The sequence below is a fragment of the Asticcacaulis tiandongensis genome (genome assembly GCF_006475605.1).
Taxonomy (GTDB): domain Bacteria; phylum Pseudomonadota; class Alphaproteobacteria; order Caulobacterales; family Caulobacteraceae; genus Asticcacaulis; species Asticcacaulis tiandongensis.
This window is the reverse complement of record NZ_SSBC01000019.1, coordinates 202,776-226,412: the sequence shown is the minus strand read 5'-3', so window position 1 is coordinate 226,412 and position 23,637 is coordinate 202,776. Positions and strand designations below refer to the sequence as shown.

Annotated in this window: 21 protein-coding genes; 12 read left to right on the top strand and 9 right to left on the bottom strand. The window is 56.8% G+C overall.

Features of this window, described 5'->3' with window-relative positions; all coding sequences use genetic code 11:
- Positions 1–118: 118 nt before the first annotated feature.
- Both E5201_RS11780 and E5201_RS11775 read right to left on the bottom strand, forming a co-directional pair.
- Positions 119–1,153 (bottom strand): FecR family protein, encoded by a 1,035-nt coding sequence (locus E5201_RS11780; protein WP_181404619.1) that lies wholly within the window; start codon positions 1,151–1,153, stop codon positions 119–121.
- Positions 1,122–1,733, bottom strand: a complete 612-nt coding sequence (locus tag E5201_RS11775) for an RNA polymerase sigma factor (protein ID WP_140986299.1) — start codon at positions 1,731–1,733, stop codon at positions 1,122–1,124. The genes E5201_RS11780 and E5201_RS11775 overlap by 32 nt, the downstream gene beginning before the upstream one ends.
- A gap of 317 nt (positions 1,734–2,050) precedes the next feature.
- Between E5201_RS11775 and E5201_RS11770 the strand changes: the two genes are divergently transcribed.
- From E5201_RS11770 to E5201_RS11735, 8 genes are all read left to right on the top strand, one after another.
- Positions 2,051–4,213: an alpha-glucuronidase family glycosyl hydrolase gene (locus E5201_RS11770; RefSeq protein ID WP_219993624.1), complete on the top strand. Its 2,163-nt coding sequence runs from the start codon at positions 2,051–2,053 to the stop codon at positions 4,211–4,213.
- Between the two features lie 93 nt (positions 4,214–4,306).
- Positions 4,307–5,461, top strand: coding sequence for an NAD(P)/FAD-dependent oxidoreductase (locus tag E5201_RS11765; protein WP_140986298.1), 1,155 nt, complete (start codon positions 4,307–4,309; stop codon positions 5,459–5,461).
- Positions 5,462–5,476: 15 nt separating this feature from the next.
- Complete coding sequence (locus E5201_RS11760; RefSeq protein ID WP_140986297.1) at positions 5,477–6,517, top strand: NAD-dependent epimerase/dehydratase family protein; 1,041 nt, start codon at positions 5,477–5,479, stop codon at positions 6,515–6,517.
- A gap of 90 nt (positions 6,518–6,607) precedes the next feature.
- On the top strand, positions 6,608–7,390 hold the full coding sequence (rfbF, locus tag E5201_RS11755; protein WP_140986296.1) for a glucose-1-phosphate cytidylyltransferase: 783 nt from the start codon (positions 6,608–6,610) through the stop codon (positions 7,388–7,390).
- A 1-nt stretch (position 7,391) separates the two neighbouring features.
- Positions 7,392–8,729: an NAD(P)H-dependent oxidoreductase gene (locus tag E5201_RS11750; RefSeq protein WP_140986295.1), complete on the top strand. Its 1,338-nt coding sequence runs from the start codon at positions 7,392–7,394 to the stop codon at positions 8,727–8,729.
- Positions 8,726–9,274, top strand: coding sequence for a dTDP-4-dehydrorhamnose 3,5-epimerase (gene rfbC / locus E5201_RS11745; protein WP_140986294.1), 549 nt, complete (start codon positions 8,726–8,728; stop codon positions 9,272–9,274). The genes E5201_RS11750 and rfbC overlap by 4 nt, the downstream gene beginning before the upstream one ends.
- A 28-nt stretch (positions 9,275–9,302) precedes the next feature.
- Positions 9,303–10,244 carry a DUF707 domain-containing protein gene (locus E5201_RS11740; RefSeq protein WP_140986293.1) on the top strand — a complete coding sequence of 314 codons (942 nt, stop codon included), beginning with the start codon at positions 9,303–9,305 and terminating at the stop codon, positions 10,242–10,244.
- Positions 10,245–10,349: 105 nt separating this feature from the next.
- Positions 10,350–10,622 carry a hypothetical protein gene (locus tag E5201_RS11735; RefSeq protein ID WP_140986292.1) on the top strand — a complete coding sequence of 91 codons (273 nt, stop codon included), beginning with the start codon at positions 10,350–10,352 and terminating at the stop codon, positions 10,620–10,622.
- 32 nt (positions 10,623–10,654) lie between these two features.
- Here E5201_RS11735 and E5201_RS11730 read toward each other — a convergent pair whose 3' ends face one another.
- The gene (locus E5201_RS11730; protein ID WP_181404618.1) at positions 10,655–11,989 is read right to left on the bottom strand and encodes an O-antigen ligase family protein; all 1,335 of its coding nucleotides are present in this window, start codon (positions 11,987–11,989) and stop codon (positions 10,655–10,657) included.
- Positions 11,990–12,227: 238 nt separating this feature from the next.
- Between E5201_RS11730 and E5201_RS11725 the strand changes: the two genes are divergently transcribed.
- The 4 genes from E5201_RS11725 to E5201_RS11710 are packed head-to-tail and all read left to right on the top strand — an operon-like array spanning position 12,228 to position 17,188.
- Positions 12,228–13,316 (top strand): glycosyltransferase, encoded by a 1,089-nt coding sequence (locus E5201_RS11725; RefSeq protein ID WP_140986290.1) that lies wholly within the window; start codon positions 12,228–12,230, stop codon positions 13,314–13,316.
- Between the two features lie 6 nt (positions 13,317–13,322).
- On the top strand, positions 13,323–14,756 hold the full coding sequence (locus E5201_RS11720) for a hypothetical protein (protein WP_140986289.1): 1,434 nt from the start codon (positions 13,323–13,325) through the stop codon (positions 14,754–14,756).
- Positions 14,753–16,255, top strand: a complete 1,503-nt coding sequence (locus E5201_RS11715; protein ID WP_140986288.1) for an oligosaccharide flippase family protein — start codon at positions 14,753–14,755, stop codon at positions 16,253–16,255. Before E5201_RS11720 ends, E5201_RS11715 begins: the two co-directional genes overlap by 4 nt.
- A 39-nt stretch (positions 16,256–16,294) precedes the next feature.
- A complete protein-coding gene (locus E5201_RS11710; RefSeq protein WP_140986287.1) occupies positions 16,295–17,188 on the top strand; it encodes a glycosyltransferase family 2 protein in 894 nt (297 codons plus the stop codon).
- A gap of 2 nt (positions 17,189–17,190) precedes the next feature.
- Here the strand turns inward: E5201_RS11710 and csgH are convergent, their stop codons facing one another.
- The 6 genes from csgH to E5201_RS11680 form a co-directional block, all read right to left on the bottom strand.
- Positions 17,191–17,493: a curli-like amyloid fiber formation chaperone CsgH gene (gene csgH, locus E5201_RS11705; protein ID WP_140986286.1), complete on the bottom strand. Its 303-nt coding sequence runs from the start codon at positions 17,491–17,493 to the stop codon at positions 17,191–17,193.
- 17 nt (positions 17,494–17,510) lie between these two features.
- Positions 17,511–18,197, bottom strand: a complete 687-nt coding sequence (locus tag E5201_RS11700) for a hypothetical protein (RefSeq protein ID WP_140986285.1) — start codon at positions 18,195–18,197, stop codon at positions 17,511–17,513.
- The gene (locus tag E5201_RS11695) at positions 18,194–18,748 is read right to left on the bottom strand and encodes a hypothetical protein (RefSeq protein WP_140986284.1); all 555 of its coding nucleotides are present in this window, start codon (positions 18,746–18,748) and stop codon (positions 18,194–18,196) included. The genes E5201_RS11700 and E5201_RS11695 overlap by 4 nt, the downstream gene beginning before the upstream one ends.
- Before the next feature lie 201 nt (positions 18,749–18,949).
- Positions 18,950–21,946 carry a hypothetical protein gene (locus tag E5201_RS11690; protein ID WP_140986283.1) on the bottom strand — a complete coding sequence of 999 codons (2,997 nt, stop codon included), beginning with the start codon at positions 21,944–21,946 and terminating at the stop codon, positions 18,950–18,952.
- A 223-nt stretch (positions 21,947–22,169) separates the two neighbouring features.
- Positions 22,170–23,192, bottom strand: coding sequence for a CsgG/HfaB family protein (locus tag E5201_RS11685; protein ID WP_219993623.1), 1,023 nt, complete (start codon positions 23,190–23,192; stop codon positions 22,170–22,172).
- A 14-nt stretch (positions 23,193–23,206) separates the two neighbouring features.
- Positions 23,207–23,623 (bottom strand): curli assembly protein CsgF, encoded by a 417-nt coding sequence (locus E5201_RS11680; RefSeq protein ID WP_219993622.1) that lies wholly within the window; start codon positions 23,621–23,623, stop codon positions 23,207–23,209.
- Between the last annotated feature and the right edge of the window lie 14 nt (positions 23,624–23,637).

Below are 23,637 nucleotides of genomic sequence, written 5' to 3'. Positions count from 1 at the left end.
TCTTTCAGGGACGTTTTTTGCATCCGCGATTTCATACTCCCCTGGCTATGCCGGGGGAGGTGGATGTGAGCAAAGCGAACAGCCGGAGGGGGAATCTTACCTCACCTGCCCAAACAGGTTAAACCGCCTGCCGGTACAGCCGCACCTGCTTCTCGCTGACCTCGGCCTGCAAGCCGAAACTGGCCGCCACCGCACGGGCAAAGCCCACCGGATCATTCGACTGGAACAGGCCGGTAATGGTCTCATTGGCGACCACAGGATCATCAATCAGGATGCGCGTCTCACTATAGCGCCGGAACTCCGCCGCTGCCGACCGCAGGGTCTCACCTTCAAAGGCAATGCGCCCTTCCCGCCAGGCCAGTTCCCGTTCAACCGGGTAGGCCTCGACACGCGCCGGCAAGGCTTCTGCGGCATCGGTTGTCTGCACAATGGCCCGACGGCTGGCCCCGACCCTGACGGCGTCCTGATTGTGACGATTGATTTTCACCAGACCTTCACGCACCAGCACCTGAACACCGGCATCACCCAGCTTGCGCACGGTAAAACTTGTGCCCACCGCCAGAACTTCCGTCCCCAGCGCCTTGACGATAAACGGGCGCGCCGCGTCATGCGCCACCTCGAACAAAACCTCGCCCCGCTCCAGATGCACCAGCCGCTGACCCTGACTATAGCGCACCCTGATGCGCGAATCCGTATTCATACTGATGACCGACCCATCCGCCATCGGTATGACCTTCACCTCGCCCAGATGGGTGAGATATTCCTTGCCGTAGGATGGTACCCCCAGACCCGCAAGGGTCAGACCGCCAAAACCGGCCGCCAGCGCCCCGCCCCACAAAAAGCGGCGGCGATCCACATCCGGTTTGCGCGCAATCTTCCTGCCACTCATCGGATCATAACGATGCGTAGGGGCTTCCGTGACCTGAGGCTTCAGAAAATCATCCGGACAGAATTGAGGCCCAAGCGCCCGCGCCCGTTCGGACGACAAAGACACAGCCCGCGCCCGTGCAAAGGCCCCGATCCGGCGCGGATCATCTGAAAGCCAGGCCTCAAGCGCCTGATCCTCTTCGGGCGACAGGTCACCGCGATCCAGCCTTGCGGCCCAATCGGCCGCAACGACATCAATCTCCTGAGCGGTTTCTCTTACTGTCACTTGGTTTAAGGCCCTTATGCGCTTTACTACCCCATGCCCTAGACGCACGAGACTCCTCATTTCCGCCATGCGAAATGAGATTCATCAATAAATAAATGCTCCGGCTCATATGTTTTTCGACGGTACTCTCCGAAAGACGCAGTTTTTGCGCCACATCTTTCTGCGATAAGCCATTGACGCGACGAAGAATAAACACCTCCCGGATTTTGCCGGGCAAACCGGCGATAGCTTCTGCCAGTTTCTGCAATTCATCGCGGTCAATGACCTGTTCTTCCGGTGAACAGTCCTGCGCCCGCGCCCCTAACTGATCCAGATCACTGACCGTCTGGAACGAGACGATCTTTGAACGGCGCACATGGGTCAACAACACAGAATAGGCCGTCTGAAACAGATAGTTGCGCACATTGCTGATGCCACTGACCTGCTCAAGCACAATCAGCCGCGCATAGGTTTCCTGCACAATATCGTCAATCTCAAGCCCCGCCATCCGCCGTCGCCCCAGCCAGTTGCGTAAGGCCGGTTCGTGCGGCAGCACATATCGGGACAACCAGAGCGCCCGTTCGTCGGATACCCGCGCCATATTTCATTCCCTGTTCAGTCACAGCGCGAATCTTGCCGTCACGGCCCGAAAGCATAACCCGTTACGGGCTAAACGCAGGCACTCAAGGATACGGTTACACATCTCGCTGTAGGCATTATTTTTTATTTTATGTGACATGGCCCCGCCCCGAATGAGGCTTTGAGTCCCGCACTTATGATACCGCTAACACTATTTTCCTTGTGTGGCAATCCCGTCTTGGTTACCCTCCCCTATACAACAGGAGAGGTGGCAGGCGAAGTCGAGCCACAGAGGTAGCAGCCGCCCCCTCCCAATAAAAAAGATCCGAGGAAACCACCATGTTGCGCCCCGTACTTACGCGTCTTCTGATTAGTCTCATGGCCTGTCTGTTACCGGCTCTGGCACCTGCCGCCACGCTTGCTGACGAAGACGGCTATGATCTGTGGCTGCGTTATATCCCCCTCGAACAACCGCTCGCCGATACCTACCGCCCTCAGGCCACCGCCCTTGTCACCTATGGCGACAGTCCGACCCTGAAAGCCGCCTCAGATGAGTTGCATCGCGGCCTGAAAGGTCTGCTCGGTCAGACACCTGCCTCCACACTGACCGATGGGGCCATTGTTATCGGCACAATTGCACAAGCCCCCATCCCTACACTGAATATCACCCTGCCCGATAATCCCGAAGCCTATGCCATCCGCAAGGTGACCCTCAACGGCAAGTCCGTCACCCTCATCACCGGCCACAGCGATCAGGGTGTGCTATATGGTGCCTTCGCCTATCTCAAAACCCTGCAAACCGGCGCACGCCTTACCGATGTGACCGATGCCCCGCGCGTAAAATTGCGCGTGCTGAACCACTGGGACAATCTCGACGGCTTCGTTGAGCGCGGTTATTCCGGCGCGTCGATCTGGGACTGGTGGCGGCTGCCTGACCTGAAGGACCCGCGCTACACCGACTATGCCCGCGCCAATGCCTCGATTGGCATTAACGGCACCGTGCTGAACAACGTCAATTCAAAAGCCGACAGCCTCACGCTTCCCTATCTCCATAAGGCCGCCGCCGTTGCCGACATCCTCCGCCCCTACGGCATAAAGGTCTATCTCTCCGCCCGTTTTTCCGCGCCCATTGAACTGGGCGGTCTGCCAACCTCCGACCCGCTCGACCCCGCCGTACAGAAGTGGTGGCAGGATAAAACCGCTGAAATCTACGCCATTATCCCCGACTTCGGCGGCTTCCTCGTCAAGGCCAATTCCGAAGGCCAGCCCGGCCCGCAGGACTTTGGCCGCACCCATGCCGACGGGGCCAATATGCTCGCCGCTGCGCTTAAATCCCACGGCGGAATCGTCATGTGGCGCGCCTTTGTCTATAGCCATGACAACCCCGCTGACCGCGCCAAACAGGCCTATGACGAATTTGTCCCTCTGGACGGCACCTTTGCCGACAATGTGCTTGTTCAGGTGAAAAACGGGGCCATCGACTTCCAGCCGCGTGAGCCCTTCCACCCCTTGTTCGGGGCCATGCCGAAGACGCCTCTGATGATGGAGTTTCAGATCACCAAGGAGTATCTCGGTTTCGCCACTCACATCGCCTATATGGGCGAATATTTCGAAGAAACCCTGCGCGCCGATACCGGCCACGGTAAGATAGGCGCTGCCACCGTCGCCCATGTGCTTGATGGCTCCCTGCATGGCTATACACTCACCGGCATTGCCGGTGTCGCCAATATCGGCACAGATCGCAACTGGTCAGGGTCAGACTTTGAACAGGCCAACTGGTACGCCTTCGGACGTCTGGCATGGAATCCGCACGACTCGGCCCGCGCCATTGCCGCCGACTGGGCGAAACTGACCTTTTCCCGTGACGACCGTTTCGTCACCCCTGTCACCGATCTGCTGATGAGCTCACGCGAAACCGTTGCCGATTACATGACACCCCTCGGCCTGCATCACCTGATGGGCACCAGCCACCATTATGGCCCCGCCCCGTGGATCAATGACCTGCCGCAGCCCGAATGGAATCCCGTCTATTACCATAAGGCCGACCGTGACGGCATCGGCTTTGACCGTACCCAAACCGGCTCGGACGCCCTGTCGCAATATGCCCCCCGCGCCGCCGCCAAATGGGCTAATCCGAAAACCACAGATGAGCGTTATCTCCTGTGGTTCCACCACCTGTCATGGGACCATAAAACCCGCTCAGGCCGTCCGCTATGGGACGAACTGGCCCTGACCTATACGCGCGGCACCTCTAAGGTCACTGACATGCGCCGGACATGGGACAGTTTGCGCCCCTTTGTTGATGCCCGCCGCCATCAGGCCGTCGCCCAGAACCTGAAAATTCAGGAAACCGAAGCCGTCTGGTGGCGCGATGCGTCCCTCGCCTATTTTCGCAGCGTCTCACACCGTCCCCTGCCTGCAGGCGCCCCCGAACCGGCCCATTCGTTAGAACATTACCAGAGCCTGCGCTTCCCTTACGCCCCCGGCGATCCGGGCCGTTAAAACCGGCCTCAATCTTGCTTCGCACGACCGCCTTATCCGCTTTTCCCGAAGCCGGACGTGGCGTATAAGCATATGTCGGGCAGGGGTGAAAAAATGTATCAGGTTGATACAGTTATAATCGGTGCAGGTGTGGTCGGTCTGGCCACAGGCCGTGAGCTCGCCCTGAGTGGTCGCGAGGTGCTTGTGCTCGAAGCCGAAAAAACCTTCGGCACGCAGACTTCGTCGCGCAACAGCGGCGTCATCCATGCCGGCCTCTATTACCCGCCCGGCTCCCTCAAGGCCCGCCTGTGCCACGAAGGCCGTGACCGCCTTTATGACTACGTCTCCAGCCGTGGCATAGCGCACCAAAAATGCGGCAAGCTGCTGGTTGCCTGCGCTGCCCCTGAACTGACGAAACTCGACGCCCTGATGGCCAATGCGGCACAAAACGGCGTCACTGACCTGATCCGCCTGTCTGCCGATGAGGCCCGCGCCCTTGAACCCGAAGTCCATTGCCTGGCCGCCTGTCTGTCGCCCTCCACCGGCATCATCGACGTGCATGAACTGATGCTGGCTCTGGCGGGGGATATCGAAAATGCCGGTGGCCTGATCGTCTGTCAGTCTCCGGTAACCGGCTGGCAGCATGACGGCGACAGCTTTCTGATCGATACCGGAGACACGCCCATAAAGGCCCGCAATGTCATTAACAGCGCCGGTCATAAGGCCCTGCCCCTGCTGCAAGCCTTAACGGCCTACCCGTCCGCGCATCTGCGTCAGGGCTATTTCGCCAAGGGCAACTACTTCAGCCTTCAGGGCCGCACGCCTTTTACCCATCTGGTCTATCCCATGCCCGGCACAGGCAGTCTTGGGGTACATGCCACGCTTGATCTCGCCGGACGCGTTCGCTTCGGGCCGGACATAGAATGGATCGATAATCCCGACGACCTGTATGTCGATCCGGCCCGCGCCGACGCCTTCGCTCAGGCCATCCGCACCTACTGGCCCGCCCTGCCTGAAGACGCCCTGATCCCTGACTATGCCGGTATCCGGCCCAAGCTGCATAGCGCTTCAGAACCCATGCCGGATTTCGCCATTGAGGGGCCTGAAACCCACGACATTCAGGGCCTGATCAATCTTCTGGGTATCGAAAGTCCGGGCCTGACCTCGGCACTGGCCATTGCCGCCCTCATCCGCAATCGCCTCGATCAGGCTTCAAACCCCGGCGCGGCCCGCAATCTGCATAACCGCGTTAATGTTTCTCTTTTCTGAACATCAGGTCTGACCATGAACATACTTATTCTGGGCAATATGGGCTACGTCGGCCCCGTTCTTGTCCGCCACCTGCGCAGCGTTCACCCTAAGGCGCGCCTGCATGGTTTTGACACTGCCTATTTCGCCCACTGCCTGACCGGCAGCCCGCTTCTGCCCGAAAGTCGGCTGGACACTCAGTTCTACGGCGATGTCCGTAGCCTTTCACCCGATTTTTTCAAGGACTACGACGCCGTAGTCGCTCTGGCCGCCGTTTCCAACGACCCGATGGGCAACCAGTTTGAAGCCGTGACGCTTGATATCAATCAGGCCTGCGTGGTCGCTGCCGCAAAGGCCGCCGCCGCAGGTGGCGTTAAAAACTTTGTCTTTGCCTCAAGCTGCAGCGTCTATGGCGTCGCCTCAGGTGGCCCGCGCAAGGAAAGCGATCCGCTCAATCCGGTCACCGCCTATGCCCGCTCGAAAATCGGTGCCGAACGCGAACTGGAAACGCTTCAGGGGGATATGGTGATCACCAGCCTGCGTTTTGCCACCGCCTGCGGCATGTCCGATCGCTTGCGGCTTGATCTGGTGCTCAACGATTTCGTCGCCTGCGCCCTGTCGCAAAGGGAAATCACCGTCCTGTCCGACGGCTCACCCTGGCGGCCCCTGATCGACGTGGCCGACATGGCCCGCGCCATCGATTGGGCCACACAGCGCAAGGCAGACAATGGCGGCCGGTATCTGGCGATTAATGCCGGTACCGACAGTGCCAACTATCAGGTGCGTGATCTGGCGCGCGCCGTGGCCGAAGCCGTCGGCGATACACGCGTCTCGATTAACACAGATGCCCCCGCCGACAGTCGCTCCTATCAGGTCGATTTCAGCCTTTACCGCACACTGGCGCCCGCCCATCAGCCACGCCTGAGCCTGCGGCAATCGATTGATAATCTGATCGACGGCCTGACACGCATGAACTTTAGCGACACCAACTTCCGTCAGTCAGACTTCATGCGCCTTAAGGTACTTCAGGGCCATATTACCGAAGGTCGCCTTAACAGCGCCCTGCAATGGCAGTAACGGCGTTCTTTTTCCTTTACAGACAAGAACGTTTTAATATTCATACGCGTTGGGACACGGCAAAACGCGAGTGGTTCCAAGGGGGACATAGTGGTTAAGGTAGCATTGCTGGCAGGCGGCTTCGGTACGCGCCTGAGCGAAGAAACAAGTATCCGGCCCAAACCGATGGTCGAGATCGGCGGGCGTCCGATTATGTGGCACATCATGAAGATCTATGCCCATTACGGCCTGAAAGATTTTGTCATTCTGGGCGGCTATCGCGTCGAATTCATCCGTGACTATTTCCTCCGCTACCGCGAAAGCGTCAGCGATTTCACTATCGACCTCGGGACCGGTCAGGTGGACTGGCTCGAAGCCAAAACCGAAGACTGGCGCATCACCGTACTGGATACCGGTCAGGAAACCCTGACCGCAGGTCGCCTGAAACGCGCGCAGAAATATCTGGAAAACGAGCGCTTCTGCCTGACCTATGGCGACGGTGTCGCCGATGTGAATATTGCGCACCTGATGGATTTTCATAAGGCCCACAAACGCTGGTGCACCCTAACCGCCGTGACCCAGCCGGGCCGTTTTGGCGCATTGCACCTGTCTGAAGACGGTCAGAAGGTTCACGGCTTTCGCGAAAAGGGGGCGATGGATGGCGGCCTGATCAATGGCGGTTTTTTTGTCTGCGAACCCGAGGTGTTCGATGTCATAGATGGCGACCATCAGATGTGGGAAGAAGACCCCATGCGGCGTATTATCGAAGCCGATCAGCTTTCAAGCTACCACCACGATGGCTACTGGCAGAGCATGGATTCCCTGCGCGACCGGATGATCCTCGAAAACATCTGGGCCTCAGGCAAGGCTCCATGGAAGGTGTGGAACGACTGACATGATCCTTGTTGATAGCGCCCTCAAAAAACGTCATGCCGACAATAATCCGATCCGCGTCGCCCTTATCGGCGCGGGCTTTCAGGGGCGCGGCATTGCCCTTAAGATTATTCAGTCAACACCGGGCATGGTGCTGGCAGGCATTGCCAACCGAAACCTTGCTCCGGCCATCGCCGCCTATACCGAGGCAGGCGTCACACCGCTTGAGGCCACCACGCAAAGCGAGATCAATACCCTGATCGCGCAAGGTCAGCCCGTCGTCACGACAAACGCTCTGGCTCTGGCACAGGCTGAGGGTGTTGACGCGGTAATCGAAGTTACCGGTTCTCTGGAATATGCCGCCCATGTGGTTCTGGCGGCCATAGAAGCGGGCAAACATGTCGTGCAGATGAATGCCGAACTGGACGGCACTATCGGCCCGATCCTTAAACACAAGGCCGCCGCCAAAGACGTCATCTACAGCTTCTCCGACGGTGACCAGCCGGGTGTACAGATGAACCTGTACCGCTTCGTCGAAGGTCTGGGCGTCACGCCAGTTCTATGCGGCAATATCAAAGGCCTGCATGACCCCTACCGTAATCCGGCAACGCAGAAAGCCTTTGCGGAAAAATGGGGCCAGAAACCGGCCATGGTCGCCTCCTTTGCCGATGGTACCAAGATTTCCTTTGAGCAGGCCATAGTCGCCAATGCCACCGGCTTCGGCGTCGCCCGTCGCGGCATGCTGGGGCCGGATTTTTCCGGCGGCGATCCAACCGCCCCCCTGACACCTCTCGAAGATACGGTTCCGGCCTTTGCCGAATCCCTCAGCGTCAACCTTCAGTCCGGCGGCAAGGGACTGGTGGATTATGTTGTCGGCGCCCGTCCCGGCCCGGGCGTCTTTGTCCTCGGCACCATCGAGGATGCGCGACAAAAGCATTACCTTAACCTCTACAAACTCGGCACTGGCCCCTATTACTGCTTCTATACACCCTATCACCTGTGCCACTTTGAGGTTCCGACTTCAGTAGCCCGTGCGGTACTGTTTCATGACGCCGTGCTGACACCACAAAACGGGCCGGTCGTAGGCGTTATTGCGGTCACCAAGACTGACCTCAAGGCAGGCCAGACCCTTGATGAACTGGGCGGCTTTGAAGTCTATGGCGTCGCGGAAAATATCGATACCATGCGCAGCGAAAACCTGATCCCGATCGGGCTGGCTATCGGCTGTACCCTGCGCCACGACGTCCCCAAAGACACGCCTCTGACCTTTGCCGATATATATCGCCCCGAAGGCCGCCTGATCGACCAGCTCTATGCCGAACAGGAACAGCTGTTTGCCCTGCAGGACATATCCGCATGATTTTCCATAAAACCACCCTTCAGGACGCCTGCCTGATTGAACCCGAAAAACGCGGCGATGAGCGCGGCTTCTTTGCCCGCACCTTCTGCACCGATGAATTTGCCGCTCAGGGCCTCATCACCACCTATGTGCAGCAGAACACATCCTTTTCCCGCCATAAAGGCACCCTGCGCGGCCTGCATTTCCAGCGCGGCGCGGCGGCTGAGGCTAAACTGATCCGCTGCCTGAGTGGCACTATTCTTGATGTGATTGTTGACCTGCGCGGGGCCTCGCCGACCTATCTCAAATCCGAAGCCTTTGAACTGAGCGCCGACAACCGCCACCATCTCTATGTACCGCCTGGGTTCGCCCACAGCTTCCAGACCCTGACCGACGATGTCGAGGTCAGCTATCTGGTGTCATCGCCCTACACGCCCGCCGCCGAAGGCGGCTTACGCTATGACGACCCCTTACTCGCCCTTAACTGGCCCCTGCCCGTCACTGTCATTTCTGACAAGGACGCGCAATGGCCCTATCTTCAATCCGACGCCGAACCGGTTTTCTGACGCCGTATACTTCAAGGAATAATCCGCTATGCGTTCAGTAACAAAAAGCAGCCGCCGGTTTCTGGTACTCGGACGCGTTGGCGACAGTTCTCTGCACAAACACTGGCTTGAGGGGCTCGCCGCCTCTGACCGTACATGGGATCTGGTGCTGAACGCCTTTGGCAAGGACAGCGAACGGGTTCAGGACGGCGACCTGCCGACGGTGTTCGATTACGGCACAAAGTGGGATTCCATTGTCCGCTATTTCAAGGCTAATCCGCACCTGTTTGATCAATATGACTACGTCATGTTTCCCGACGACGACGTGCTGATGAATGCCGCAGATATCAACCGCGTGTTTGAGATCACCTCGACCTGCGGCCTGACCATGGCTCAGCCATCCCTGACCCATGACTGCTATTTCACCTTTCCGGTTCTGCTGAGCGACCCGCAGTTTTCCTATCGCTACACCAGCTATATTGAATCCATGGCCTGCTGTATGAAGTCCTCCTATTTCAGGACACTGATACCGATGTTTGAACGCCATTATACTGGCTGGGGTACGGATCAGATATGGACGATGTTGATGGATGCTCCGGCCTATAAGGCCGCCATTATTGACGAAGTCCGTATGGTTCATACGCGCCCGCTTTATACGGGGCCGCTGTATAAGTCCTATTCACAAGGCATCGACCCGCGGCAGGAGCTGATCATTCTGACCCAGAGCTTCACCAACCTGCCTAAGGGTATGCATATCTACGGCGGCGTTCTGAAAAACGGACGACACATCAATGCCACAGAAACCCGACTGCGCTTTGTGCTTAATCTCGTAAAACTGGCATTCAGGACACACTGCCCCATCTTTATCCTGAGAGCAGCGCTGGTGATGTTTTTGCGTATCTTTACGCACGCAAAATACAAGCCCGAAACCCTTAAGGTTCGCCCCGGTTCGGCCATAGATCTTATCCGCTCAGAAGCAACCAAGACTTAAAAAATACGGCCATAAAACCGACTTTGTTAAGCTTCTTTATCGACAATAATTTAACCAAATCCGCTGCATACTCTCATTACGAAATGCTGTCAGCGGAGTCCGTGAATGTTGCCTGAGTCATCTTTAAACGAAGCGGCCCTACGCCCCGCTCTGGTGACTCACGCTGTAGCCAGTCCTGCGTCACTGTCGCCCGATCTCGAAGCGGGCCTCCACACGGGCATAGCCTTGCGTCTGAATTTATTTCGCCCGAAAAAGCATATATCTGATCAGCACAGCCCCCGTAGGTCTGATAAATATCCGTTCAAATGGACCGTTCTGGGACTGCTGATTGTCTGCTCGGCCTTCTGGATGGCCATAGGCTGGCTGATCTTTTCCTGACTTGGGCCTGACTTGGGGGCCTGATTTAGGGCCTAATGCGGGCGTGTTGTATTCTGGTTGCTGGCTATTGCCAAACCACACCCCAACATCAGGGCAACAAAGACCGTCAATGCGCTTTCCTGAAAGGCATAATCGGTCAGGCCATGCAGTATAAATACCAGATAGGCCCCGACTATGGCGGTTAGATGCGCCCCCGCCCTGTCCTGACGCCATATGGCCCGCAGCATCGGCACCAATATACTCAGATTGAGCAATATCAGACCGGCAAGACCCATAAGACCGGTTTCTTCCAGCCATTGTAAATAGACGTTATGCGCCGCGCGAATAACCGATAGGTCGCGATAATTGGCCTCGGAAATAATCGTTTCATTGACGGCGTTAAATGAGCCCAGCCCGAAACCGAAAAAGGGCTGCCTGATGGCCACCTCATAATGACTGCTGAAGATCTGTGCACGTGCGGCAAAATCGGTTTCCAGTTGATACATCCGATCCATAACGGCACTCAACGGGGTCGCAAACACGCCCACTAACAGAACGCCCACACCTATCCCCGTTATACCCGCCGCCCGCACTGAAAAGCGGCGGCGGCGTCCGCTCAGGAACAACAGAAATAACATTATTGCGGTCGCCAAAAGGGTAGCCGCAATAGCGCCGCGTGACAGACTGAGTATCAGCGCAGCCAGTGACAAAAGCCAGATGGTGACAAAAAGCAGATCAATGCGTTCAATAAGGGGCCGCCCCTTAAGTGCCCTGAACCGCCCCAGCGTGCGCCCAAGCGCTAATACAGATAAGGCCCCAAATAGTGTTCCTGCACTATTTGGCGAACTGAAAGCCCCCGTCAGCCGCCCGGCCCCCATCTTCATCACGCCATAGATACCGTTGGGATCAAGTATATGCATGACGATGCAGACAAAAGCCCAGACGCCGCCCATGATCAGCAAGGCATCCAACGCCTTTCGCGCCGCATCATAACTCATGGCAATACGGAACCCGAGACAAAACGCACAGCACACCCCCGCCAGTTTTATATACTCAAGCCACGCCGAGGACGGATCATAAAGCCCGCCATATCCGCCCGCCTTACCGGTAACGAAACTCATCAGGGGCAATACGGACAGGATGGCGGCCATTAACAGTGCGGCAACCAGTACCCACCTGACCGCTCCGCGGTTCAACAGTGCCGGTTGTTCCGGTATAGGCCATGTCCAGGCGGCGGCGGCGACCACAGCCACAAGAACAAAGAGACTAAGCGCCCCAGCGGCCGTGTCCGAACCCGGCAATACAAATCCGTAAAATACCGTAAGGGCACCAGCGACGGCCCAGCCCCCAACTACCCTGCCCGAAGGGCGGATTTTGATATCCTGCATTCTCATAGCCCCCTCAATGATTGACCCGGCACCGGATATGAAACAGGCGGCACCGCATTTGTCCATATGCTCAGGCTTATATTCTTATTGCACCGCTTCTGACACGGCACAAATATTGCTTTATCCGCTGTGTTGTGCGCACAAGCATGTTCTGACCTGATTTCGTTTTGTAATGGAACAGGCGCGGGGGCCGCACAAACAGAGTATTCAGGATTTGTGCCTTATTTTAAGATGACATATGAAAGTAGCCTTGGTTCATTACTGGCTGGTCGGCATGCGCGGCGGCGAAAAAGTGCTGGAAACACTTTGTGATCTGTATCCTGATGCCGATATTTTTACGCTGGTTGCCGATCCGGCAAAACTATCGCCCACCCTTTTGCGTCACAACATAAAGACCTCGTTTCTGCAAAAACTTGGCGGCGTAAAACACTATCAGAAGATGCTGCCCCTGATGCCGATGGCGCTCGAATCTTTCGATCTGAGCGACTACGACCTGATCATCTCCAGCGAGGCTGGCCCGGCCAAGGGGGTAATTACCCGCCCTGATGCCTTACATATCTGTTATTGTCACTCCCCGATGCGTTACATCTGGGACCTCTATCCGCAATATTACCGCAACGCAGGCTTTCTGACCCGTCTGGCTTTAAGCCTGACCAGCCCGGCCCTCAGAACATGGGATGTGACAACCGCCGCACGTGTGGATCACTTCATCGCCAATTCCGCCTATGTCGCGCAACGCATAAAGAAATATTACCGTCGGGACGCTCATGTTATCAACCCTCCCGTCGATACCTCACGCTTCACCGCCGCGACTGACACAGGCGACTATTATCTGTGCGCCGGTCAGATCACACCCTACAAGAAAATCGAAATTGCCGTTGACGCCTGCACACGCCTGAACCGGCCACTGGTGGTTATAGGCTCCGGCGCAGATGCGGCCCTTAAGCGCCGCGCCGGCCCCAGCGTCACCTTTTTAGGCGCGGTCGAGAATGAGACCATGGCGCATTATTTCCGCACCTGCCGCGCCCTCATTTTCCCGGGCGTTGAGGATTTTGGTATAGTCCCCCTCGAGGTCATGGCCAGCGGGCGTCCGGTTATTGCCTTTGCCCGTGGCGGGGCAACGGAAACAGTCGTCGAAGGTAAAACCGGCCTGTTCTTCCACGAACAAACCCCTGAGGCCCTGACCGACGCCCTCATCCGTTTTGAAACCACCGAAACGCAGTATCATCCGCAAGCGCTACAGGCCCATGCAGCGGCTTATCGCACACCGGTGTTTCGCGAAGCCCTGCACAGCTTTATCACCCGCGCTCTGGCACAGAAAGGATAGGCTCAGATGGATTTCCTCCCCATAGCCATATTCTGGCTTCTGGCGCTGATCGGTCTTTTCTCCCGTAAACCCCAGTTTCTGCTCTATCTGTTCTTTGCCTCCATGTCGTTCGGTGCGTTCGCCGTCATACCGACCAATCTCACAGGCGGCCTGACCTTTACCGCGACCCCCATGGTGGCCCTTCTGATTATTGCGCGCACGCTCGGCAACGACAAGGGTTTCGCCTATCTCTACCAGACCCTGCTCGCACCACGTGGCTTCCTGTTGTTATGCCTGTTCTGGGTTATTGCCGTAATTGTCACCCTGTTCATGCCCCGATTATTTGCCGGCGAAGTTGAAATCATTCCCATGCGACTGACCCTGTTCATGCGCACCGACATGCTTCAGCCGACAACGCAAAACATATCCCAACTGGCCTATCTGACCATCTCGATTGCCGCCGTACCCGCCTTTGCCCGCCTGATGTCCACCGAAGCCATGCGCCAGCAGACCCTGAAGGCCTTGTGCTTTGGCGGTGCCATCGTCATTGGCACAGGTCTGCTTGATTTCCTGTCACAATATATGCCCCTCAAACCGGTACTGGCCCCCTTCAGGACCGCAACCTATGCCCTTCTGACCGAGGTAGACATAGCCGGAGGCACTAAACGCGTGGTGGGCCTGATGCCGGAAGCCTCGGCCTATGGCGCGCTGTGCATTTCCTTCCTTACAGGCATATACTTCTTCCGTCGGGCGATGATCAGCGAGCGCCTTCGGCAGTTTCTGGTGCCTGCACTTCTGGGCCTGTTGCTGATCTTTACGTGGTTGTCCACCTCTTCGGCCGCCTATGTCGCACTGGTCGTTCTGGGCGGCGCTATGGGCGCAGAATGGTTATGGCGGGCCATACAGAAACGTCACAGGGGCCTTAAGCGTGACCTCGGCCTGGAAATGGCCATAGCCTTCGCGGTCATCATAGGGCTTTGCCTGATCTTTTTGTTCAGCCCCAGGCTTTTCGATCCGATAATCGCACTTTTCAATGAAATGGTACTGAAAAAAAGCAGCACCAGTTCTTTTGAAGAGCGCAGTATGTGGACGGCTATCTCATGGCAGGCTCTGCTGGATACCTATGGTCTGGGCGTTGGCATGGGTGGCACACGCGCCTCCAACAGCGTGGTTGCCGTTTTCAGCAGTACCGGATTTCTCGGTGGTCTGTGCTATTACGGCTTTGTCCTGCAAACCATCCTTCGTCGCGCCGCAAGCAATGATGACACAGGGGCTGCGCTCCTTAATGCCGTGCGCTGGAGCCTGCTGCCGGGTCTGGTGACCGGTCTGCTGATTGGCACCACGGCAGATTTTGGCGCTTTCAATGCCTGGCTTTATGGTCTGGCCGCAGCCGCAGCCTTTGCCGCCTACGGGGTACGCCCCGGCCTCAGCCCTAAAACCGGCTTCCGCCCGAAAAAATGACCCCTGAACCGTCACCATCGCGGAAAACCCTTCAGGCCGGTCTATGGACCGTGGGTGCGCGTCTGGGTGCCAAGATCATCGACTTTCTTGCGCTTCTGCTACTGGCACGTTTTCTCGGCCCGGCCGATTTCGGGTTGGTGGCCATGGCCATGACCGCTGTGTTCATTGTTGAAGCCATTCTGGAACTGCCCCTGAGCGCGGCGCTGGTGCGCATAAATGAGCCGACCCGGCGTATGTTTCACACGGCCTTTACACTGGGTATCCTGCGGGGTCTGGCCATTGCCGCCTTACTGGGCGGACTTGCCGTGCCTATGGCGCATCTTTATTCCGAGGACAAACTGATCCCGCTGGTCTGTGCATTGGCCTTCGCTCCGATTCTTCGCGGCCTGTTCAGTCCACGCATGGTGATATTTGCCAAACGCATGGATTTTCGCCGTGAAGCCATTATGGAGCTGACAGGCAAAATCATGGCCCTGAGCGCCGCCATCTGGATCGCCGTTGCCACAGAGAGTTACTGGGCGATAGTGATAGCTACGGTCGGTGGGCCGGCGGTGATGCTTATCCTGTCCTATATGATGGCCCCTATGCGCCCGGGTTTCACCTTAAAGGACTGGCCGGTTTTCGCTGACATGGTCAGCTGGAACATGCTCGCCCAGATATTCTCGGCCATAAACTGGCAAATAGACCGTATTCTGCTGCCCCGCTTTGTCGATATCAGCACCTTTGGCCGCTATGCCACCGCCAATGACCTGTCGGCCCTGCCCTATCAGGCCATTGCCGCCCCCATAGCCCGCCCGCTTCTGGTCGCCTTCAGCGATGCGCACCAGAACGGCACACTCAAAGAAACCTATCTGAAATCCAGTCAGGCCCTTGTCTGGATCATGGCGCCTGTTTTTGCCTTTATGGGCGTTATGGCCTTGCCGGTGATCCGCCTGCTATTGGGCGAAGACTGGGTCGCTGCGGCCCCTGTCCTGAGCGCACTCGCATGGATCAGCCTGATCGCCTTGCCGGTGATCCCTATGGCACCACTGGCCATGAGCCTTAACCGAACACGTCTGGTCGCCTTGCGTACATTCATTGAATTTATCATCAGGTTTCCCCTGACCATCGGCGGGGTCATGGCCTTTGGCATCGCCGGTGCGCTTGCTGCCAAGGCTGTGGCGTCCATAGCCATTCTGTTCTCAAGCTTCTCAGCCGTCCGCCTGATGACAGCTCTGTCTCTGCGCGTACAGCTGAAAACCTTGGTTCGCCCGCTGATCCTGTTGCTGCCCGGTACGACAATACTTTACCTGATGCTTCCGTTTATAAACAGTACGTCCTCCATTCCCCTTCTGGGGGTACTGATTTTCGGCGCAGGAATTGCATACCTGTGTCTGTCCGTTTTATTCTCGTGCCTTATCTGGTTGGTCCTTGGCAAACCCGCAGGTCTTGAGGAGGATATTATGATAAAAGCCTTGAATATAGTGAAACCATGGCTGTCTGCTCAAAACCGCAAATAACTGTTATCCGTATATCCGCCTGAGAAACCGCAAATCCTCATGACCTCCCCCAAGCTCAATATCGTTATTGGTATCGCCACGGCTGGCCGACGTGAGGTGCTCACGGATACAATTAGCTCCCTGAATAATCAGACCCGCATGGCCAACACACTTCTCGTCTGTCCGGCGCAGCTCGACGATATTGACGAAGATGCCCTGCGCCTCTATCGCGGCCCGTCACAAGTGCTTTACGGCCCCAGAGGTCTGCCCGCTCAACGTAATACGATTATGGCGGCAACAGATGCTGACCTCATCATTTTTTTCGATGACGATTTCCTGCCTGCGCCGGACTTTCTGGCTGAAACCGAGGCCCTGTTCGAAAAAGACCCCTCTATCGTCATTGCCACCGGCGAAGTCGCTGCGGATGGCATTTGTGGCCCGGGTCTGTCTCACAACGAGGCTCTGAATATCATACAGAATTTACCCCCGCAAACCGCAGACCATATCCTGTCCGATACCTATAATGGATACGGCTGCAACATGGTTATTCGCATGGCGCCGGTACGTCAGAATGGTCAATGTTTTGATGAAAACCTGCCCCTGTATGCCTGGCTTGAAGATGTCGATTTTTCGCGTCAACTGGCCCCGGCGGGACGCATCGTCAAAAGTTCACGCCTGCGTGGTGTGCATATGGGGACCAAACGCTCCGGTCGTACACCAGGCAGAAAACTGGGCTATTCCCAGATCGCCAATCCGCTCTATATGATGCGCAAGGGTACCTTAAGGCCAACAATCGGCTACAAGCACATGGCTAAGAATATTGCGGCCAATCTGGCTCGTTCACTCAAACCCGAACCGTGGGTTGACCGCAAAGGCCGGCTCAGTGGCAACCTGCTGGCCATTAAGGACTGGATCAGGGGCACCATCCGACCGGATAATATCCTGAAGCTGTAAGACTAACCGCCCGACGGCTCACCAAATACGATTTCATCACGCGCCACGACCTGCTCACCCTCGTAAACCAGCAGCGTCACGGTTCCACGGCTGCCTTGCGTCACCACAACGGAGCTGACGGGGCTAGTCTTTTCGCCTGCCACCACACCGCCCTGCGCGATATTATTGCTGCCGCCGGCACTCTGCGACTTCAGTTCCAGCTTCCAGCGCACCGGCCTGGTTTCAGGTGACGCCACATAGGCGCTTACAGCCACGCCCCGCTCGGCCTGCACCATCTCCAGATGGGCATTGACATTCGCATCCATCCGCGTCTCCACTTAGATTACTGATAGGGCGTGCCCTGCATGCCACTGACTATGGCCGAAACGATAGCGTCATTCGCCGACATATCCTGCCCCGGCTTTTCCTCTTCCGCAGGCTTGGGCGGCACCAGCGCCATGGCCGAAACCGCCAGATGCGCATTGGAGGAATCAATCTCGCCATTGGCCAGTCGTCGCGTAGCCGAATTCAGATCGCGTCCGGAATCCGCCAGCGATTGCTGCCTGACCATAAGGTTCTGCTCCGGCGAAAGCGGCTGAACATCCGGCGCGGAAAACTCAGCCGAACGCGTCTCGATTACCCGATCACAGGCCTCGTCACGTTCTGCGCTGTTTTGCGGATCACACCGGTCGTCCCCACGCAGAATCTCTGCGCGCACATTACGTCCCTGTTTGGTCGTAGATCCCGAAACCGGCGCATCAGCCGTCGGCTTATCTGAGGTTAACTGTGAGGTGTTCACCTGTGGCTTACCCTCGGTTAACTGACTGGAGGCGCTGCTGCGAATAACCACAGGCGCCGCTGGAACCTCACGTGATCGCGTCGTGATCTGCTCGGAACCGACCACATCCGTTCGCTGCCCCGTACCCAGTTGCTCGACGCCAACCCTTTCGGCACCGGCATTCCCAGACACCGCCCCCCCTTGTTGCGCGCTCAGCAGCATCAGCAGTAAAAGAGAGGCAGAACCGGTCATTTGAAGCCTAACTGATGAATTGAAAGCGTCTGGTTTCCAACCATTTCGACCTTGGGCTGCGCCAGATTGGACCCCGTCTGGGTCCATACGATATTATTATTATCGCCGTTTTGCGCGACCTGCATCAGGTTGTTGTCGCCGTTCTGCACCATAAGCGCCGAATTCTGATCGCCATTCTGCGCCAGCGAGGCCACATTGCCCGCACCATTCTGCACAATCGTTGCGTTGTTGCTCAAGGTACTGGCGTTCTGCTCAAGCGTCGTCTGATTACCCACGCCATTCTGCAAAACCAGCGCGAGGTTGCCCTCAACCCCGCCCGACTGGCTCAGGCTGGCATAGTTTTCAATACCGGCCTGCGCCACCACACCAATCTGACCGGCAGATTTCTGATCCACCTGTCCATAATTACGCTCACCCGCTTGTGTGACAACCGAAGCGCTTCCACCCGCGGGTGACGCCGCCACGGCGTCTCCAACCTGAGTGATATAAACCCCGTTATCGGCGGCGGCGACCTGCGTGCCCAAAGGCATCAGCAGTAAGGCCGCGGTCATGATCAACCTGTGTCGCATTATAATTCTCTTTGTTCGTATGCCCACACCCTATCCGGTTTACCACAAACCGGCCAGCGTGAACATGGTGACATACAAGTATCTGAAAATGAAAAGAGGGAACGCCAGCCGCATCGGCCAGCGCCCCCGATAGTCCGGGCCGATAGTCCAGAGGCAAGCCCCTGACATACCGGCCCTTTACACTTACTGGTTAACCAGTGCGGTGTTAGCCGAACCACCTTGAGTAATGGTAGACGTATTGCCATTACCCAGCTGGTTGTTGGTAGCACTGTTGCCTGTACCGGTCTGAGAGATCAGCGACCAGTTGCTGCTGCCTTCCTGGTTCAGCGTTGCCGACAGGCTTACACCGTTCTGGAAGATACCTGCACCGGCAACACCGGTATTGTTATTTCCGTTACCGGTTTGCGAAGCCAGAACCGTGTTACCCGTGCCAAGTTGGCTGACAAGCGAAACATTGTCTGCGCCGCCTTGCGTTACAGTAGCGCTGTGGTCACGGCCATTCTGATCAATGGTCGAGTCATTGGACGTACCACCCTGGGTCAGGCTGGCATACTGGTTACGACCCAGTTGCTCAATGTCGGACTTGCCGTTAGCGCCCGTCTGTACAACCACCGCGTCATGATCACGACCTGAGTTGTTACCTTGTGAGATGAACGACTCGTTGTCGCTGCCGTTTTGGGTGACATCAGCATACTGGTTGGTGCCACGTTGTGTGATCGACGAATAATCGCTGACACCACCTTGCGACACAATCGCTTCCTGTGCACTGCCGAGACCGCTCATGCCAAGGAAGCCCGTTCCGTTTGCACCCTGATTGATGACGGATTCGTTAGCCGAACCCCCTGCAAGCTGGGTAACAAAGGCCGTCTGAGCCGAACCCCGTTGCGTGATCTGGGACATACCCGCATCACCGTGCTGCTCTACCGTCGCATTGTGCAAACCAACACCGAACAGACCGCCACCCTGGTCAACCTTCGAGTCGTTGTCAGTACCCGACTGGGTAACCGAAGCGACATTGGTTGCCGAGGTTTGCAGAACGTCCGAAGTATGCAGCGAACCGCTTTGATCAACGGTTGCTACCACACCCGTTCCCGATTGCGTCACAGTCGAACCGTTGTTGTCACCGTTTTGCGTAACTTCAGCGTCAGCGAGATTGCCGGTTTGCGTCACAGTCGAACCATTGTCGGTGCCGGTTTGTGAAACGGCAGCTGCCGTCAGGTTACCCTGCTGCGTGACCTTGGAATAGTTGTCGTCACCATTCTGCGTAACAGAGGCCAGCGCACCGTTAGCCGGAACGAGCTGATCAACATAAGACTCGTTGTCGTCACCGGTTTGTTCAACCGAAGCGGCTACAGCGTTACCGGATTGCGTGGTGTAAGACTGGTTGTTATCACCGGTCTGTTCAACCGAGAAAGCCGCCAGATTACCGGTTTGATCAATGTTTGAACGGTTGTCGTCGCCGGTCTGATCAACATTGGCGACTACGCCATTGCCGGTTTGTCTGTGGATAGCCGAAAGGTTGTCATTACCGGTCTGGTCTATATCGGCCAGCGCACCGTTACCTGATTGCCAGACGTCTGATTTGTTGTCATTACCGTTCTGATCAACCGTCGCGCTGACCAGAGCGCCACCGGGGCCCTGGAACACGTCGGAATCGTTACCTGCACCGTTTTGCGTTACGAAAGCTTCCGAAACATTGTGCTGAGCGATGTTCGAGTGGTTCTGGTCACCGGTTTGGTTCACCGAAGCAAAGGCCGTAGCATTTTGCTCAATCAGCGAGGTGTTGGTCGGCGCATTCGGATCGCGGATTTGCTGACCGGTTTGTGAGACATAGGCCTCAGCACCGGCTGCGCCCGCATTCTGCTCGATACGCGAAGCGTTACGACCGAAAGAACCACCTTGGTTTACTTCAGCGTATTGACCATCCGCATCCTGATCCACAACTGAGGTGTTGTAGGTGCCGGTTTGCGTCACATCGGCTTCAGCCGCTGCGCTTTGAACAATGTTCGAACGGTTCAGCGCCCCATTCTGATCCACAGTAGCCGAAGCACCATCAGCATTTACGTCCTGCGTGATCAAAGATACGTTGTTAGCATAGGACGTGCCCGCAGCCGTACCCACGACGGGGTGAGTCGGCAGGTCGGTGCCGTTCCAGGTACGCGAACCCAGCGAGTTGTTGCCGGTCTGCGAAACATTGGCAGAAGCGCCGGACTGTTGCAGAACGACCGAAGTGTTGCTGTTGCTGGTTTGTGCAACAACCGCCTCAGCATTCGCGCCCGTTTGCGTTACGGTCGAAGCGTTGGCGTTACCCGCCTGAAGTACAGAAGCGTCGGCATCTGCACCGCTTTGCTGGATCCACGAGTCGTTGTCGTTACCAGTTTGCGTCAGTTCCGCTTCAGCGCGGTCACCGGACTGATTGATATCCGAGAAGTTGAAATCACCCGTCTGGACCACATCAGCCGTATTGTCACGAGCCGACTGATTGATCGTCGAGTCGTTGTCATTACCAACCTGATAAACGCCAAGCTGAGAAATAGGCTCAACATCACCATAGTTGTTGTTCGGATCACCCACGGCACCATTGTGACCGGACTGATTAACCAAAGACGTGTTGCCTTCGCCTTCCTGACGAACGCTGGCTTCGTTATGGCTGCCGGTTTGATTGATCTCAGAGTAGCTGGCGCCATCCTGATAAACCGCCGCATTGGCCGCTTGCGGCCCAGTGGTGGCCTGAGTGATGGTGGATTCAGCCGCGCCGCCCAGTTGGCGAACGCTGGCGCGCTCATCACGACCCGATTGGGTCACAGTGCTCTCAGCACCGGCCGCCGTAGCTAGCTGCTGTACGTTGGCACGACCGGTACGGCCCGTCTGTTCAACCGTAGAGCTGCTGTTAGCACCCTGCTGGTTGACAATGGCGCTGTTGTTGATCGCTGAACCATTAGCGTTGCTTTGTTCAACAAACGACGTGTTACCGTCGTTCGCCTGGGTTACATTGGCAATGTTACGGTTACCGGCTTGCTGGATTTTAGAATCCTGATCGTTACCGGTCTGAGTAACCGTAGCCTCTGCGCCCGTACCGGTCTGATTAACCAGCGATACGCTGTTCGTGCTCTGCGCCGAAGCGGCACCAGCCGCCAGAAGCGCCGCCACGGAAACCGTGGCTAAGATTGTACGTTTCATAAAGATAGCTCCCAATGTTTTAGACAAAGAAATCCTGATCTGTATTTCACAACGAAATACAGTTGACGCCAAAAGAACAGATCAATTGGCAAACTCTGACAACGAACGCTTACGCAATAGCTTGGTTCGTTTACGTCCCCCTCAACGCTTTACTCGAACTCTACTTATACTTCCGACTTCACTCTGGCCGCGCAACAAGCGCACAACCTGCAAAGACGAACCCTTAACCACCTGCCTGAGGCCGCGCGCCGGTAACGGCCGACGGCAACAGACGATTGACAGCACCCACGCGGTTACCCGCAGGCGGCGGCGTATCAATCTGAGGCTTATCTTTTTTGCTTGGTGGTTGACGCTGCGCATCCTGTATGCGCGCATTGGCAGCCGCCACCTGATCCGCTGTGAACACACCATCCCGTTCGGAACGGTAGCGCCACAGATAGGGCCATCCGGCATCCGGATCACTGAACCCCCAAAGGTTCAGATCAACCCCTTCCATCACCAGCGCATAGACGGCCTTTTCGGTCGCCTGCTGCAAGGCCAGCAGATCAGGCTCATTGGTCGTCATACCGACCTCGGCCTCAAGCAATTCTTTGTAACCAACATAACGGAAAGCCCCGCCACCCAGGGCATAGGAGGCAATCGTCTTGCTGGCCGTTACGGTCGTGAGCACTTCACCCGTACGTACCGAAACGGCACGAAGATAAACCGTCACCACATCCTGACGATATTCCGTACGTCCACTGATCCCGAGGAAACCCGCACCGGCTCCGCCGGTAATGGTGTTGGTATCGTAACCAATAATCCCGCCCTCCAGAATCACACCCGCAAACAGGAGTGACGGCAAGGCTTCGGGGTTGATATTGCGCTCACCGAGATAGCGCTCGCGCATTTCGCGGATGATCTGCCGCTCATTGAGCAGGTGACCGATCTGCTCACGCTCAACAATGGTGAACCAGCTCCGGCGTCCTGCATCCTGAAGCGCCTTCATCAGGATGGACGAACCGCCCTGACTGACCGCTCGCGACAGGGTCTGTCCGGTCTCGGAAGGACGAAACTGACCGGTCTGGTCAGTAAAGCCGTAAACCGCGACGGCCACAGGGCGCGCAGGCCCGGGCAACTCAAACAAAGCCTGTTGGCTGGGGGTGGTTTGCTGAAAGGTCGGCAGGGCATGAAGACGATTACGCTCCACGCCGCCTTGAGGCACCGTTGTGCACGCGCTGACCATAAGGGCAGCGGCCAAAGACATAGCAATCCTGCGCATCAGTATACCTCTAGAAACAGAGGCACGACGATGTTGGTGATCTCACCGGTCGCATTATTGATAATCGAGATGTTCACGTTTTCGAGATCGCGGTTAAAACTGACCGTCTGATCCCCCAAAGTAAACGTACCGCTTTCCTGAGGGTTTTCCCCGAAGATAGCGTTGGTGATCTGCGAAGAAAACGCCGACAACAGGCGCGACTGCAACTGGCGTGAGAACAGGTCGCCCTGACTGTTGCTGTTGCTGACGCTTGGGTCTTTGTAATCGTTTTGCGCACCCGCCACACCCAGAAGGTGTGCGGAATTAAACGGATTGCCACCAAATGTTGGACTGATAGGCTTGTAGGTGAGATCCTGAGCCGTGGCCGAACCCGCCATCAGCATGCCAAATGCGCCCGCCAAAATAACCTTGCGCACACCAGCACTCTTTT

Coding starts and splice junctions, on each gene's coding strand:
- E5201_RS11775 (WP_140986299.1), bottom strand. CDS start 1,733: ATGGCGCGGGTATCCGACGAACGGGCGCTCTGGTTGTCCCGATATGTG.
- E5201_RS11770 (WP_219993624.1), top strand. CDS start 2,051: ATGTTGCGCCCCGTACTTACGCGTCTTCTGATTAGTCTCATGGCCTGT.
- E5201_RS11765 (WP_140986298.1), top strand. CDS start 4,307: ATGTATCAGGTTGATACAGTTATAATCGGTGCAGGTGTGGTCGGTCTG.
- E5201_RS11760 (WP_140986297.1), top strand. CDS start 5,477: ATGAACATACTTATTCTGGGCAATATGGGCTACGTCGGCCCCGTTCTT.
- E5201_RS11750 (WP_140986295.1), top strand. CDS start 7,392: ATGATCCTTGTTGATAGCGCCCTCAAAAAACGTCATGCCGACAATAAT.
- rfbC (WP_140986294.1), top strand. CDS start 8,726: ATGATTTTCCATAAAACCACCCTTCAGGACGCCTGCCTGATTGAACCC.
- E5201_RS11740 (WP_140986293.1), top strand. CDS start 9,303: ATGCGTTCAGTAACAAAAAGCAGCCGCCGGTTTCTGGTACTCGGACGC.
- E5201_RS11735 (WP_140986292.1), top strand. CDS start 10,350: ATGTTGCCTGAGTCATCTTTAAACGAAGCGGCCCTACGCCCCGCTCTG.
- E5201_RS11730 (WP_181404618.1), bottom strand. CDS start 11,989: ATGCAGGATATCAAAATCCGCCCTTCGGGCAGGGTAGTTGGGGGCTGG.
- E5201_RS11725 (WP_140986290.1), top strand. CDS start 12,228: ATGAAAGTAGCCTTGGTTCATTACTGGCTGGTCGGCATGCGCGGCGGC.
- E5201_RS11720 (WP_140986289.1), top strand. CDS start 13,323: ATGGATTTCCTCCCCATAGCCATATTCTGGCTTCTGGCGCTGATCGGT.
- E5201_RS11715 (WP_140986288.1), top strand. CDS start 14,753: ATGACCCCTGAACCGTCACCATCGCGGAAAACCCTTCAGGCCGGTCTA.
- E5201_RS11710 (WP_140986287.1), top strand. CDS start 16,295: ATGACCTCCCCCAAGCTCAATATCGTTATTGGTATCGCCACGGCTGGC.
- csgH (WP_140986286.1), bottom strand. CDS start 17,493: ATGGATGCGAATGTCAATGCCCATCTGGAGATGGTGCAGGCCGAGCGG.
- E5201_RS11700 (WP_140986285.1), bottom strand. CDS start 18,197: ATGACCGGTTCTGCCTCTCTTTTACTGCTGATGCTGCTGAGCGCGCAA.
- E5201_RS11695 (WP_140986284.1), bottom strand. CDS start 18,748: ATGACCGCGGCCTTACTGCTGATGCCTTTGGGCACGCAGGTCGCCGCC.
- E5201_RS11690 (WP_140986283.1), bottom strand. CDS start 21,946: ATGAAACGTACAATCTTAGCCACGGTTTCCGTGGCGGCGCTTCTGGCG.
- E5201_RS11685 (WP_219993623.1), bottom strand. CDS start 23,192: ATGTCTTTGGCCGCTGCCCTTATGGTCAGCGCGTGCACAACGGTGCCT.